The organism is Catenulispora pinistramenti (genome assembly GCF_018274385.1).
Taxonomy (GTDB): domain Bacteria; phylum Actinomycetota; class Actinomycetes; order Streptomycetales; family Catenulisporaceae; genus Catenulispora; species Catenulispora pinistramenti.
The window spans coordinates 12,992-27,551 of sequence record NZ_JAAFYZ010000005.1 but is presented as its reverse complement, the minus strand read 5'-3'; the positions used below and the strand labels follow the sequence as shown (position 1 = coordinate 27,551).

Genomic DNA, 14,560 nt, shown 5'->3' with positions numbered 1-14,560 from the left:
ATGCTGGTTCAGCCCGGCTCCGACACCAGCTGCCTGTCGGCGTCACATTGATCGACCTGGTAGAGGCCGGTGTGGCACAAGCACCGCACCGGCTTCTCACTCTGAACGGCCACCCAGAGGTAGACCGGCCCGGCTAATTGACTACCGGCACAAAATGTTCGACACTCTAACCATGAGTGAGTCGAACCAACTGTCCGGGCTGCCCGCGGAGCGGGTGGTCGACGCCGTGCAGGTGCTGGTGCGCCTGCGGCGGTCGTTGGAGCGGGTGGACACCGGTTTGAGCCTGCCTCAGTACCAGTTGCTGTCCATGGTGCGGGGCGGCGGTGAGCGGTCGGCTCGTTTAGCCGACAAGCTCGCGGTGCGTAAGCCGACGTTGACGGCTGCCGCGGATGCGTTGGTGGCCGCTGGGTTTTTGGAGCGGGAGGCCGATCCCGGGGATCGGCGGGTGGTGCGGGTGCGGATCACTGAGGCCGGGTTGGCCGCGGTGCGCAGTGCCGAGGAGCAGTTGGCTGCCGCGTTGGCGCCGCTGTTCGGTGACGCCGCCGGGGAGCTCGCCGGTGGCGGTGAGGCCTTGCTGGATTGCTTCGATGCTCTGGGCGGGGCGCTGGACCGGCGGTTGAGCGAGCATCGGGCGCGGCAGATGGCGGCCCGCGCTGAGTGACGAACGACGACAAGGGGTGGATGTGACGAACGCCGAGCGCGCGGGCGCGCCCGAGAGCAGGACCGGGATATCCGGTGACACTACGGACGATTCAAGCTTCACGAGCAACGACAAGAGCAACAAGAACAACGGCAAGAACAAGTACCAGGGCGAGAACCAGAGCAACCTGAACAACCGGGGCGACCAGGGCGACCTGGGCGGGGACAGCGGTACCGACGGCATCGAGCGGACCGGCAAGGGTGGCGACACCGCCGGCAGTACCTGGATCCGGCGGCTGGCCTCGGTCAGCTGGGTGTACCGCCGCAGCGTTCTGATCGCCTTCGGCGGCTCGCTGCTGGCGATGCTCGCCAACGCCGCCATGCCGCTGATCCAGCGGCACATCATCGACGACGTCATCATCACCCGCCGCTCGTCGCTGGCGCCGTGGGTGATCATGGCGCTGTGCCTGTCGCTGGCGAACTTCGTCGGGACCCGGCTGCGCCGTTATGTCGGCGGCAAGCTGTCCCTGGACGTGCAGTTCGATCTGCGGAACCGGATCTTCGGGGCGTTGTCGCGGCTGGACGGCGCGCGGCAGGACGAGTTGGCCACCGGCCAGCTGATTTCGCGGGCCACCTCCGATGTCACGATGGTGCAGGGCCTGCTGGGCATGCTGCCGATGCTGACCGGCAACGCCCTGCTGTTCGTGGTCGCGCTGGCGGTGATGGCGTTCCTGTCGCCGATGCTGACGCTGGTCGCGTTGGCGACCGGGCCGTTGCTGTGGCTGGTGGCGGTGGCCGCGCGCAAGCGGCTGTATCCGGCCACGTGGGAGGCCCAGCAGCAGGCCTCGGCGCTGGCCGGGGTAGTGGACGCCGCGGTCGGCGGGGTGCGCGTGGTGAAGGGGTTCGGGCAGGAGGAGCAGGAGCTCGCCAAGCTGGAGGCGGCCGGCGAGCGGCTGTTCGCCTCACGGCTGCGGGCGGTGCGGTTCTCGGCCCGGTACAACCCGGCGATCATGGCGATCCCGGCGCTGGGGCAGGTCGGAGTGCTGTTCCTCGGCGGCTGGCTGGCGCTGCGCGGGACGATCACGCTGGGCACGTTCCTGGCGTTCTCCACCTACCTGGCGCAGATGCTCGGGCCGGTGCGGATGCTGTCCTCGCTGGTCACCATCGGGCAGCAGGCGCGGGCCAGTGTGGAGCGCATCTTCGAGATCATCGACTCCCAGCCGAAGGTCACCGAGAAGCCGGACGCCGCGCTGCTGCCGAAGCAGGCCGCCGGCGTGGAGTTCGACGGCGCCGTGTTCGGCTACGTCGCCTCCCGTCCGGTGCTGCGCGGCCTGGACCTGGCGGTGCACCCCGGGGAGACGGTGGCGCTGGTCGGCACGTCCGGCTCCGGCAAGTCCACGGTGTCGATGCTGCTCCCCCGCTTCTACGACGTGCAGGGCGGTTCGGTGCGGGTCGGCGGCGCGGATGTGCGCGACGTGACCATGGACTCCCTGCGCGAGGCGATCGGCCTGGTGATGGAGGACAGCTTCCTGTTCTCCGACTCGGTCCGCGCCAACATCGCCTACGGGCGCCCGGACGCCACCGACGAGCAGGTCCGGCTGGCCGCGGGGATGGCCGAGGCCGACGAGTTCATCGAGCAGCTGCCGAAGGGCTACGACACCGTGGTCGGCGAGCAGGGCCTGACCCTGTCCGGCGGCCAGCGCCAGCGCATAGCCCTGGCCCGGGCGCTGATCACCGATCCCCGGGTGCTGATCCTGGACGACGCCACCTCCGCGGTGGACGCCCGGGTGGAGGCGGAGATCCACGACACGCTGCGCCGGGTGATGGCCGGGCGCACCACGCTGCTGATCGCGCACCGGCGCTCCACGCTGGCGCTGGCCGACCGGATCGCGGTGCTGGACCGCGGCCGGGTGGTGGACATCGGCACGCACGAGGAGCTGACCGAGCGCTGCCCGCTGTACCGGCTGCTGCTGTCCGGGCCGGGCGAAGACGCCGAGGGCATCGACGCCGGGGATCTGACGGCGGCGGCGAACGCCGGATCGGCGAAGGCCGGAGCGGCGAAGGCGCTTCCGGCTCAGGGCACGAACGGCCACGCTCTCGCCGCGAACACGGCAACTACTACCACCGCTTCCGGAGGCGGCGAAGCCCCCGAACCCGCCGAAGCCGCCGAAGCCCGGATCGACGGCATCACCCCGAGCCTGTGGCCGCAGACCGAGGACGACACCAACCCGCTGGCCAACGCCAACGGCACCGCCACCAGGGCGATGCCCGGCATGGGCGGCGGAGGCGGCGGCCGGGGCGGCGTGGGAGGTGGCGGCGGTGGCGGCGGTGGCTTCGGCGGCTTCCTGGCCTCGATGCCGCCGACCCCGGAGCTGCTGGCCAAGGTCGAGGCGCTGCCCCCGGCCACCGACGTCCCGAACGTGGACCAGGCCGAGGCCCGGGCCGCCGACCCGGTGTTCTCGCTGGCCAAGCTGCTGCGGCCGTTCCGCTTCGCGCTGCTGCTGGGCCTGCTGCTGGTCGCCGCGGACGCCGCGGCCAGCCTGGCGCTGCCGGCGCTGATCCGCGGCGGCGTGGACAAGGGCATCCTGGCGCACTCGCTGTCGGCGATCGTCGGGGTGTCGGTGGCCGCGCTGGTGGTCGTGGTGATCGACGCCGTGGTGAACGTCTGCCAGGCCCGGGTCACCGGCCGCACCGGCGAGCGCCTGCTCTACGCGCTGCGGGTGAAGGTGTTCGCGCAGTTGCAGCGGCTGGGGCTGGACTACTACGAACGCGAGCTGTCGGGCCGGATCATGACCCGCATGACCACCGACGTGGACGCGTTGTCCTCGTTCCTGCAGACCGGGTTGCAGCAGGCGGTCGTCAGTGTGCTGTCGTTCGTCGGGATCGTGGTGGCGCTGGTCATCATCGACTGGAAGATGGCGCTGATCGCGCTCAGTGTGCTGCCACCGCTGCTGGTCGCGACCGCGATATTCCGCGCGAAGTCCAGCAAGGCCTACACCGAGGCGCGGGAGAAGGTTTCCGCGGTCAACGCCGACCTGCAGGAGAACGTCGCGGGCATGCGCGTGACGCAGGCCTTCCGGCGGGAGGGGACGAACGCCGCGCGCTTCGCCGGGCTGTCCGACGAGTTCCGCGTGTCGCGGCTGCGCGCGCAGAAGTACATCGCCACGTACTTCCCGTTCGTGCAGGCGCTGGCCGACGTCGCCGGGCTGCTGGTGCTGGCCAACGGCGCGTCCCGGGTGCACTCCGGGGAGCTGACCGCCGGTGCGCTGATCGCGTACCTGCTCTACATCGACATGGTGTTCTCGCCGGTGCAGCAGCTCTCGCAGGTGTTCGACGGGTACCAGCAGGCCGCGGTCGGTCTGCGGCGGATCGGCGATCTGCTGCGGACCACGCCGTCCACGCCGGAGCCGGCCCGTCCGGTGCCGGTGCCGGCGGCGCTCGGCGAGATCGTGTTCGACGACGTCACGTTCGCCTACGGCAAGGAGACGCGCCCGGCGCTGGACAGGGTCAGCGTGCGGATCCCGGCCGGCCAGACGGTGGCGCTGGTCGGGCAGACCGGCGCGGGCAAGTCCACCTTCGTGAAGATGGTCGCCCGCTTCTACGACCCGACCGGCGGCGCGGTCACCGCCGGCGGCCGCGACCTGCGCGAGTTCGAGCTGGAGGACTGGCGGCACCGGCTGGGTGTGGTGCCGCAGGAGGCGTACTTGTTCGACGGGACGGTCGCCGAGGCCATCGCCTACGCCCGGCCGGACGCCCCGCGCCGGGACATCGAGGCGGCGGCCCGCGCGGTCGGCGCCGAGGAGATGATCGCGGCGCTGCCCGAGGGCTTCCACTCCCGGGTGGCCGAGCGCGGCCGGAACCTGTCGGCCGGGCAGCGGCAGCTGCTCGCGCTGGCCCGGGCCGAGCTGGCGGACCCGGACGTGCTGATCCTGGACGAGGCCACCTCCTCCCTGGACCTGGCCACCGAGGCCGCGGTCACCCACGCCGAGCTGGCCCGCTCCGCCGACCACGGCGCCGACGGCCGGACCCGCACCACGCTGGTGGTGGCGCACCGGCTGACCACGGCGGCGCGCGCCGACCGGATCCTGGTGCTGGACGGCGGCCGGGTGGTGGAGGACGGCACGCACGCGGCGCTGGTCGACGCGGGCGGGACGTACGCGGCGCTGTGGGAGGCGTTCATCGCCGGGCATGAGGACGGTGAGCGGGAGACCGAGACTGCGGGTGCTGTTATATAGGGGCCCGTGGTATGCGGCACGTGGTCCGTGGTACGTCAGGTTCGATACGCGCCCTGGTGGGACGGGATACCCGTTCTACCGGGGCGCGCCCAGGTCCGGCGCGGCCACGGCGGTCACGGCTGTCACAGCGGCCCGGGTGAGGGCCGCGACGGCCGGGGAGGTGCGGTGTGCAGGCCAGGCGAGCACGAGCGGGTGGGGTGGTGGGGCATCCGTGTTGCTGAGCAACGCGTCGCTGACCGACGTTTCGCTGGCCGACGTTTCGCTGGCCAACGTTTCGCTGTCCAGCCCGCGCAGGTCGGCGGGCGGCAGGTACAGCAGGGCCGCGTCGGCTTTCCCTTCGCGCAGCAGGCGGGCCTGGTCGGCGGCGAACACCACTTCGATCGGCGGCACGTCCGGTTCGCGGTCGTAGGCCGCGAGGATGGCGGGGAGCAGTCCGGCGTCGCCACCGGGTCTCATGGCCAGGACCAGGCGCCGATGCCCTGCGTCGGTCCGCTGCGTCCGCGCGGTCGCGGCGGACAGTGCCGCCAGCACCGCGCGGGCGTCACGGGCGAGTACCTGACCGGCTGCTGTGAGCGTGACCGTGCGGCTGGTCCGTACGAACAGGCTGGCGTCCAGGCGGCGCTCCAGGCGCTGGATCGTCTTCGACAGGGCCGGCTGCGCGATGCCCAGTCGGGCCGCGGCACGCCCGAAGTGCAACTCGTCGGCCACCGCCAGGAAGTACGCCAGTTCCCGGGTCTCCAGTCGATCCACTCCCCCAGGTTATCGATCGCGGCCTAGCAGTCGGCCCGGCGGAGATCCGCCGGGCCGGCCCGCATAGCACGTACCGCGTACGAACGCGATGAACGCACTACCGCACTACCGCACTACCGCGAGAACTCTCAGACGTTCTCGGGCAGCCGCCAGTCGATCGGCTCCTGCCCGAACCCGGCCAGCGCCTCGTTCACCGCGGAGAACGGCTTGGAGCCGAAGAACAGCTTCGCGGACAGCGGCGAGGGGTGCGCGCCCTGCACGATCGCGTGCCGGGTGGCGTCGATCAGCTTAGCCTTCTTCTTCGCGTGCGCGCCCCAGAGCACGAACACCACCGGCTTCTCGCGCGCCGAGACGTCCTTGATGACGGCGTCGGTGAACTTCTCCCAGCCGCGGTCCTTGTGCGAGGCCGGCTCGTGCGCGCGCACGGTGAGCACCGTGTTGAGCAGCAGCACGCCCTGGTCGGCCCAGGCCTTCAGGTAGCCGTGCTTGACCGGCGCGATGCCCAGGTCCGTGTCCATCTCCTTGTACATGTTCCGCAGCGAGGGCGGGATGCGCACGCCGGGGCGGACCGAGAAGCACATGCCGTGGGCCTGGCCGTCGTCGTGGTACGGATCCTGCCCGATGAGCACGACCTTGACGTCCTGGTACGGCGTCGCCTCCAACGCGGCGAACACCTCGTCCTCAGGCGGGAACACCTGGTGCTCGGCACGCTCGGTCTTAAGGAAGGCCTCCAGGTCGGCGAAGTACGGCTGCTCGGTCTCGGCGGCCAATACCGGCGCCCAGGAGGCGGGGATGAGTTCACGCATGAGACGAACCTATCCGCAGGCTGTGACAGGGCTGAGCGGCAGTGGAAAAACTTCCCAGAAAAACTTTGGCCGTCATGTATCAGGGGCCCACCACGCTGCTCTTGTAAGTGAGCGGGTCGGGGGGCCCGCGGGCGTGGACCAGTCGGTGTGTGTCTCTAGGGGGGACTCGCCGCCGGCCAGGCCGGGTGAGAAGGGTGGTGTGCCGTGACGCCGGGGGGTGGGTACGGCACACCACTCCAACCCCAGGGGGGACGCTGGGGAACACGGGGGAAAACCCGGGGGATGCAGGACCGGCGGTAGCGGATCTGTGGGGGAACGCTACCGCCAGGGGGGGTGCCGAAGGCGGAACTGGGACGGGGGTCCAGTTCCGCCTGCGGCCATTGGCATTGCAACATGGGTGCTGACTACGTTGTTTACAGGGAGGGAACGATGACGGACCACGCAGCACGGATTGCTCGGATTCTGGAGACGCACCAAGATGTCGTCCACGTCGGCGGCTCCACTGGGGCGTTGATCAAGAAGGATCAACTGCTGGTGCTCGACGCACACGCGGATGCAGTGCACGACGGCGCCCGGCGGTGGGTCGACCGCCGTGAGGACTCGGGCGTGCCCGGAGTCACGGTGCTGCGGCTGCGATCCGACGCGGGGGTGGACGCGGCGGAGCTGACGCACCAGCTGCGCGGGGGCGCGGGGGCTCATCGGCGGACCAGCGTGACCCCGAACCACGTACTGCAGGGGGCTCCCGGCGACATCACGGGCGGCCCGGAGGGCAAGCCGACTCCCGCCCCCGACTTGGCCGCCCCGGTCGGCACGGACGGAGAAGCCCGGCAGGTCACCGTCGGCGTCCTGGACACCGGCATCGACGAGCATCCCTGGTTCGACAAGCACCCCTGGTACCAGGACTGCACCGCCGACCAGCACGAGGCCCTGAACCCGGCCAAAGAGTCGGACATGGAGCCGGAGTCCGGGCACGGCACGTTCATCGCCGGCGTGCTCATGCAGCACGCGCCGAATGTCTACCTGCGCTTCGAGCGGGTCCTGGAGCCCGACGGCGTCGCCGACGAGCTGGCCCTGCTCCACGGCATAGCCAAGCTCCAAGCCCAGGCCGCCGCCAAGGGCGGCAACTTGGACGTGGTGAACCTGTCCCTGGGCTGCTTCACGTTCGACGACCGGCCCTCACCGGTGCTCGCCGACGCGGTGGCCCGGCTGGCCCGGCAGTCCGTGATCGTCGCCGCCGCCGGGAACGCCGCCTCGGACCGGCCGTTCTGGCCCGCGGCCCTGAAGGACGTCATCGCGGTGGCGGCACTGGCCGAACAGTCCGCCGGCACCGAGCCGGAGCGTGCGGCCTTCTCCAACTACGGCTGGTGGGTGGACGCCGCCGCGCCGGGTGAGAAGATCATCAGCAGCTTCCTGACGCACGGCGAGGAGAACAACCAGCAGTTCCACGGCTTCGCGAAGTGGAGCGGCACCAGCTTCGCCGCGCCGTACGTGGCCGGTAAGATCGCGGCCCTGATGGCCGCCAAGGGCATGACGGCGCGCGACGCCGTCAGTGAGCTGCTCAACGCGGCCGGCCCCCGCATCCCGGATCTGGGGGTGGTGGTGTCAGCGGACCGCTGACCGACCGCGCCGCGACGCCCACCGACGCCCCCCGAGCAGTGAGAAGGCACACATGGAGGACCGCACCCCCGCGCTGCTGCTGAAAGCAGCCGCCGCCGGCGACGCCGAGGCGTGGAACCGGATCGTCTCCGACTACAGCCGACTGGTGTGGTCGGTGGCCCGGGGGTTCCGGCTGTCGCTGGCCGACGCCGCCGACGTCACCCAGACCACCTGGCTGCGTCTGGTGGAGAATCTGGACCGGATCCAGAACCCGGAGCAGCTCGCGGGGTGGCTGGCCACGACGACCCGCCGGGAGTCGCTGCGGATGATCCGCAAGGCGCAGCGCGAGGTCCCGGACACCCCGGAGACGGCGGAGAAGGCCTCCTTCTTCGGCGACTCCGAGGACGACGGGGATCCGGAGACCGCCCTGGTCGCCGAGCAGGACCGCACCGACCTGTGGCGAGCCTTCGCGACGTTGTCCGAACGCTGCCGGAACCTGCTGCGGGTGGTCGCGGTGACTCCGCTGGAGAGCTACGCGGCCGTCGCCGAGGCCCTGGGCATGCGGGTCGGGTCGATCGGGCCGACCCGCTCGCGCTGCCTGGAACACCTCAAACGGGCCCTGAAAGCCCTGACCACGGTGCCGGGCACCACCGGACCATGACCGCCCAGAACCCCGGCTCCGGCCGGACCACAGCACCTGAGCATCCGATGAAGGACCTGAGCCAGGGGGAACGATGCCGAAGTTGACGAACGGGGCCTCAGCGGAGGACATCGGACTGCTGTCCGCCCTGAGCGAGATGTTCGACGAGATCGACCCGGTGCCGCCGGCGGTGTTGCGGGCCGGATTCGCGGCCTTCACCTGGCGGACGATCGACGCCGAACTGGCCGAACTGGCCGAGGATTCGATGCTGGCCGGCACCGGGTCGGTGCGCGGCACCGACACCAGACTGCTGACCTTCGAGGCGCCGAGTGTGTCGGTGGTGGTCGAGGTGACCGAGATCGGCGACCGCCGCAAGCTGGTCGGACAGCTGGTCCCGGCGTGTTCGGACACGCTGCGGATCGAGCACCCGGCCGGCTCCACCACGGTGGCCGTGGACGAGCAGGGCCTGTTCAGCGCGGACTCGCTGCCGGCCGGTCCGGCGCGGGTCGCGCTGAGCGTCCCCGGCGGCGGCGCGGTGGTCACCAGTTGGGTGACCGTCTAGCCGAGCAGACCGGAGTCCGGCCGCGAACGTCCCGCGGCTTCGGGCACACAAGCCGCGACGTCTGAAGGACAAGACCTCGCCGGCCGCGACGCAGCGATGCGACAACGCCGGCGACGGCCGCCGATCAGAGTTCGCGGCCCGGGTGGTCTTCGGATCCGCCCGTCGCAGACCCGGCCGCGACCGCGCTTCCCCCGCGGCCGCCGCCGACTCCTATCGCCGCCGTGCCGACCCGGTGCGGCGGCGATGAGTCCTGTGGTGGTTGTGAGGAATCGCCCCGGATTTGAGACAGTGTCCTACATGCCATCTTCCGCGGACCGGCTCACGCGCGCCCACAAGGCCCTCGACCGGGTCCTCGACCAACCCGCCGTGGGCCGGGCCGTCGCCGAGGAAGTACTGGCCGAGGGCGGCGGCGACGAAGCCGCCGCCATAGCCCTGCGCGCGCTCGGTCTGGCGTTCAAGGAGACCGGGGACCTCCCGCGCGCGGCCCGGACGCTCCGCCGGGCGGTCAGCGTGGGTGAACGGGTCGGCGCCCCGTATCGCGCGGCCCAGGCCCGGATGTCGTTGGTGGTGATCCTCGCCGACCGCGGCGACACCGCTGCCGCGCTCGCGGAGGCGGCGCTGGCGGCCGCGGTGCTGAGCGGCATAGATTCCGCGCGGCTGGACACCAATCTCGGCGCCGTCCTGGCCCGCCTCGGCCGCACCACCGAGGCGCTGGCGGCGTTCGCCCGGGCCCAGCCGGTCCTGCGCACCGCCGGCGACGACCGGTGGGAGGCGCTGCTGCTGAACACCCGCGCTGTGATGAACACCTGGGGCGGCCGCTACCGCGAGGCCGAAGCCGATCTGCAGCGCGGGCTGGTGGTCACCGAGCGCGGCGGCTACTCCATGCTCAACGCGATCATCCAGTACAACCTGGGCTACTTGTCGCGGCAGAACGGCAACATCCCCGCCGCCCTGGACCGGCTGGACACCGCGGCCGCGGTCTACCGGCAGCACGGCCGCCGCGGCACCCCGCTGCTCACCGACAAGGCCGAGATGCTGCTGGCCGTGGGCCTGGCCGCCGAGGCACAGGCCACCGTCGCCACCGCCATCGCCGAACAGCAGGCCGGCGGGTTCCGCTTCAACCTGGCCGAGTCCTACCTGTATCAGGCCTGGGCGACGCTGGCCGCCGGCGAGCCCGGGGCGGCGGCCGAGGCGGCCGGCACCGCCCGCGCGATGTTCTCCCGTCAGCGCCGCGGCACCTGGGCCGACTTGGCCCGGCACGCGGAGATAGCGGCGCGCTTCGCGACCGGGCAGCGCTCGCCGGCCCTGCTGCGCGCCACCGAACAGGTGGCCGACCGGCTGGCCGCCGCCCGGTGGCCGGTCGCCCCGCACGAAGCCCGGCTGCTGGCCGGCCGCATCGCCGCCGACCTGGGACGCCCCCAGCAGGCCCAGGCGTTGTTCGAGCAGGTGGCGCGGCAACGGACCCGGGGCGTGGCCGAGGTCAGGGTCCTGGCCTGGCACGCCCACGCGCTGCACACCCTGGGCACCGGACGTCCCTCGGCCGCCGAACGCGCCGTACGGGCGGGCCTGCGCGTGCACGCCGAGAACAACGCCGTGCTGGGCGCGACCGACCTACGCGCACACGCCGCCGCACGCGGGGAGGAGTTGGCCAAGCTCGGGCTGTGGCTGGCGCTGGAGCGCGGGGACGCGCGAGCGGTGTTGCGGTGGGCCGAGACGTGGCGGGCCGCCTCGCTGCGACGGCGTCCGGTGCGGCCGCCGGATGACGAGCAGATGGCCGCCGACCTGACCGAGTTGCGGCGGGTGGTCGCGGATCTGGCCGAGGTGGAGGCACCGGCCGAGCGGGGCTCTTCGCGCTCTGAGGTGTCGCGGCTCAATGCCGAGCGGTTGCGGCTCGAAGCGGCGATCCGCGATCGGTCGCGGTACGCGCGCGGCACGTATGCACCGGAGCCGCCGTTCTCCCCCGCCGCGCTGGCCGGGGCCCTGGGCGAGCGGGTACTGGTCGAGTTCGTCCGGTTGGATGACGATCTGCACGCGGTGACCGTGCGGGACGGAGTGGTGCGGCGGCACCGGCTGGGGTCGTACGCGGCGGTGCTGCGGCAGCTGGACGTGGTCCGGTTCACGATGAACCGGATGTCTCGGCGGTTCGGGTCGAAGGCGATGCAGGACGCCGCGGTGCAGGCCTATGACCACAGCCGACAGGAACTGGACGCACTGTTGTTCGGGCCGCTGCGGCGGGTTCTGGGCGGGACGCCGGGCAGCGCCGCCCGCCCGCTGGTCATCGTCCCGACCGGCTCCCTGCACGCGCTGCCCTGGACCGCGCTGCCGACCTGTGCGGGCCGCGCGGTGAGCGTGACGCCGTCGGCTCGGCTGTGGCTGGTGGCTGCCGGCGTGGCTCCGGTCGCCACCTCGGCGACGGGGGTCGGCACGGTCCTGATGGCCGGTCCCGGGCTGGCGCACGCGGAGCCGGAGATCGCCGCGTTGGCGGCGCGGTATCCGGATGCTGTCGTGCTGTCCGGGACGCAGGCTACGGCTGCTGATGCCGCGCGGGCCTTGGACGGGGCCGCGCTGGCGCATGTGGCCACGCATGGGCGGTTCCGGGCCGATCATCCGCTCTTCTCCAGCCTGGACGCGCATGACGGGCCGCTGTACGTCTACGACCTGGAGCGGCTCGGTTCGACGCCGCAGACGCTGGTGCTGTCGGCGTGTGAGTCGGCGCTGTCGGGGGTGCGGCCCGGGGACGAGCTGATGGGGCTGGCGTCGGCGGTGTTCGCGCTGGGGACCCGGACGCTGATCGCCAGTGTCACGCCGGTCGACGACTCCGACACCCGGACGCTGATGCTCGCGCTGCACGCCGCGCTGGCCGCCGGGCGGCCGCCGGCGGCGGCGCTCGCCGAGGCTTCGTCGGCGACCGGGATCGGCGGGTTCGTGTGCTTCGGGTTCGGCGGCTGAGGCGCCGGCCCGGCTGTTGTCCGGGCACCTTCAACCTCTGATCGAGTGAACGAAACTCTCGACCTCGGGTTGACCGTGATGCCGCGGAACACGGAAAAGTGAGCGGCGGGCGGGAAAACGACGGTGCGGGTGCCGCCGGCCATCGCCGGTGTGCACCCGCACCCGAGGAGTCGGGGAGGCCCTGGTCGGGCCAGTCCCTAGTCGAGCCAGTCCCTAGTCGATCCGGACGCTGCCGGCCGCGCAGCGGAAGTGGACGGCCACCACGCCGGGTTCCTCGGCGTCGATCCAGTCGACCTTCACTTCTTCCAGCGGGTCGTGGTCCGGGGAGCCGCCGATCCAGCCCAGGACCTGGGTGCGGTCGCCGCTGATCTCCAGGCGCTCGAAGGCCGGGCCGCCGTCGGCGCCCGCGCCGGGGCGCTGGTCGGCGGCGATCTCCCAGGCCAGGAAGTAGGGCAGCTGCGGGTCGGCCATCAGGTCCAGGACGCCCAGCTGCTTCCAGCGCAGGTCGAAGCCGTCGGGGCGGACCCGGTGGCCTTGGGCCGCGGGGCGGCCCAGGCGCTGCTCCCAGGGTGTGATGTCGTCGACGCCCACCACCCAGCCCAGCCAGCCGCCGCCCTCCTCGGCGCGGGCCTTGACCGCCTTGCCGAACGGCGCGGAGTCGGTGGCGGGGTGGTCCAGCGGGGCCACGACCTCCACATACGAGCCGCCGGCCAGGGGCAGCACGAAGTTGCGGGTGCCGAAGCGCGGGTGGACGCCGCCGTCGCGGAACGTCGAGCCGAGCAGCGTACCGAGCCGGTTCACGGTGGAACCGAGCTCGGAGTTGGACACAGCATAGGAAACGTGATCGAGACGCACGGTTCATACTCTGCCCTGCCGATGCCCCGATAACCCAATCGGGGCCGACCGGGTGCCCCTTACCGCGCATCCCGGTACCGTGCGCGCTCGCGGCGTCACCTGCGGCGACGAAAGATCATACTATTTCCGTTTCCAGACCGCCTCACGCTTCTGCGCGAACGCCCGCGGCCCCTCCTTGGCGTCCTCGGTGGCGAACACCGGCCAGCCGATCTCGAACTCCCGCGCCAGCCCCTCGGCCTCGCTCATCCCGGAGGTCTCCTTCACCGACCGCTTCACCGCCTCCACCGACAGCGGCGCGGCGGCGTTGATCAGCGCGGCGATCTCCAGCGCCTTCTCCAACGCCTTGCCGTCGTCCACGAGGTGCCCGACCAGCCCGATGTCGCGCGCCTCGGCCGCGCTGTAAGGGCGGCCGGTAAGCAGCATCTCCATGGCGTGGCTGTAGGGGATCTGGCGCGGCAGCCGCACCGTGGAACCGGCCACCGGGAACAGCCCGCGCCGCACCTCGAACAGCCCGAAGGTGGCCGAGGCCGCCGCGACCCGGATGTCGCAGGCCTGGATCAGCTCGGTCCCGCCGGCCACCGCGTAGCCCTCGACCGCCCCGATCAGCGGCTTGCGCGGGCTGTAGTGCCGCAGCAGGGCCTTCCAGTGCAGGTCGGGGTCGGCTTTGAGGCGGTCGGCGTAGGGCGAGTCCTGGGACATGTTCATGGCCTTGAGGTCCATGCCGGCGCAGAACGCGCCGCCGGCCCCGGTGAGCACGATGGAGCGCACGTCGTCGTCGGCGTCCGCCTCCACCCACGCGTCGGCCATCCCGACCAGCATCGGCAGCGACAGCGCGTTCTTGGCCTCGGGCCGGTTCATCGTGACGACCAGGGTGTGGCCGTCGCGCTCGACGGTGCAGTGTTCGGTGCCGCCCATGGGGGTCCCCTCGCTGAGTCCGGAAAACGAGAACACGTTCTACCACCGGGAGCGAGATGGCAAGGGGCGCGTGGGCAGGAGCGCGTACGGTGGAGCCATGAAAGGACACGAACTCCTCGCCGACGCCTTCGGGCGGGTTCACGAAGCAGTCCACGCCGCGGTCGACGGCCTGGATCTCGATCAGCTGCACCGCCGCCTGGACGATGACGCGAACCCGGTCGGCTGGCTGGTCTGGCACCTGACCCGGGTGCAGGACGACCACGTCGCCGAGGTCGCGGGGCTGGAACAGGTGTGGACGCGCCAGGGGTTCGAGGCGAAGTTCGGCTCGCCGTACCCGACGGCCGCCGTCGGCTACGGCCAGTCCTCCCACGAGGTGGGCAAGCTGAACGTGCCGTCGGTCGAGGTGCTCACCGATTACCACGACGCCGTGCACGCCCAGACCCTGGCCTATGTCGGCACCCTGGCGGACGGGGACTTCGACCGGGTCGTCGACGCCCGCTGGGACCCGCCCGTGACCCTGGGCGTGCGGCTGGTCAGCGTTGTGAATGACACGCTGCAGCACGCCGGGCAGGCCGCCTACGTTCGCGGCATCCTGCTGCGCGAGGCATAGGCG

At 71.8% G+C, this 14,560-nt stretch carries 10 protein-coding genes and 2 pseudogenes; 8 read left to right on the top strand and 4 right to left on the bottom strand.

Features of this window, described 5'->3' with window-relative positions; genetic code table 11:
• Window positions 1–172 precede the first annotated feature (172 nt).
• From KGQ19_RS02240 to KGQ19_RS53360, 3 genes and pseudogenes are all read left to right on the top strand, one after another.
• Window positions 173–661, top strand: a complete 489-nt coding sequence (locus KGQ19_RS02240) for a MarR family winged helix-turn-helix transcriptional regulator (RefSeq protein WP_194893633.1) — start codon at window positions 173–175, stop codon at window positions 659–661.
• Between the two features lie 340 nt (window positions 662–1,001).
• Window positions 1,002–4,574 (top strand): annotated as a pseudogene (locus KGQ19_RS02235) (ABC transporter ATP-binding protein); the annotation flags it as partial.
• Between the two features lie 96 nt (window positions 4,575–4,670).
• Window positions 4,671–4,874: pseudogene (locus tag KGQ19_RS53360) on the top strand (hypothetical protein); the annotation flags it as partial.
• 75 nt (window positions 4,875–4,949) lie between these two features.
• Here KGQ19_RS53360 and KGQ19_RS51645 read toward each other — a convergent pair.
• Entirely contained in the window at window positions 4,950–5,624 is a 675-nt protein-coding gene (locus tag KGQ19_RS51645; RefSeq protein ID WP_307856318.1) for a LysR family transcriptional regulator, read from the bottom strand.
• A gap of 128 nt (window positions 5,625–5,752) precedes the next feature.
• Window positions 5,753–6,430 (bottom strand): uracil-DNA glycosylase, encoded by a 678-nt coding sequence (gene ung / locus KGQ19_RS02225; protein ID WP_212007342.1) that lies wholly within the window; start codon window positions 6,428–6,430, stop codon window positions 5,753–5,755.
• A gap of 429 nt (window positions 6,431–6,859) precedes the next feature.
• On the opposite strand from ung, the gene KGQ19_RS02220 reads away from it, so the two are divergent.
• The 4 genes from KGQ19_RS02220 to KGQ19_RS02205 all read left to right on the top strand — a co-directional run bounded on the left by KGQ19_RS02220 (window position 6,860) and on the right by KGQ19_RS02205 (window position 12,177).
• The gene (locus KGQ19_RS02220) at window positions 6,860–8,047 is read left to right on the top strand and encodes a S8 family peptidase (protein WP_212007341.1); all 1,188 of its coding nucleotides are present in this window, start codon (window positions 6,860–6,862) and stop codon (window positions 8,045–8,047) included.
• Between the two features lie 52 nt (window positions 8,048–8,099).
• Window positions 8,100–8,687, top strand: a complete 588-nt coding sequence (locus KGQ19_RS02215) for an RNA polymerase sigma factor (protein WP_212007340.1) — start codon at window positions 8,100–8,102, stop codon at window positions 8,685–8,687.
• A 73-nt stretch (window positions 8,688–8,760) separates the two neighbouring features.
• A complete protein-coding gene (locus tag KGQ19_RS02210; RefSeq protein WP_212007339.1) occupies window positions 8,761–9,228 on the top strand; it encodes a hypothetical protein in 468 nt (155 codons plus the stop codon).
• Between the two features lie 297 nt (window positions 9,229–9,525).
• Complete coding sequence (locus tag KGQ19_RS02205; protein ID WP_212007338.1) at window positions 9,526–12,177, top strand: CHAT domain-containing protein; 2,652 nt, start codon at window positions 9,526–9,528, stop codon at window positions 12,175–12,177.
• Between the two features lie 213 nt (window positions 12,178–12,390).
• Here the strand turns inward: KGQ19_RS02205 and KGQ19_RS02200 are convergent, their stop codons facing one another.
• Both KGQ19_RS02200 and KGQ19_RS02195 read right to left on the bottom strand, forming a co-directional pair.
• Window positions 12,391–13,032, bottom strand: a complete 642-nt coding sequence (locus KGQ19_RS02200) for a VOC family protein (RefSeq protein ID WP_212007337.1) — start codon at window positions 13,030–13,032, stop codon at window positions 12,391–12,393.
• A 120-nt stretch (window positions 13,033–13,152) separates the two neighbouring features.
• Complete coding sequence (locus tag KGQ19_RS02195) at window positions 13,153–13,947, bottom strand: crotonase/enoyl-CoA hydratase family protein (RefSeq protein WP_212007336.1); 795 nt, start codon at window positions 13,945–13,947, stop codon at window positions 13,153–13,155.
• A 97-nt stretch (window positions 13,948–14,044) separates the two neighbouring features.
• Here KGQ19_RS02195 and KGQ19_RS02190 point away from each other — a divergent pair, with 97 nt between their 5' ends.
• The gene (locus tag KGQ19_RS02190) at window positions 14,045–14,557 is read left to right on the top strand and encodes a mycothiol transferase (RefSeq protein ID WP_212007335.1); all 513 of its coding nucleotides are present in this window, start codon (window positions 14,045–14,047) and stop codon (window positions 14,555–14,557) included.
• Window positions 14,558–14,560 lie beyond the last annotated feature (3 nt).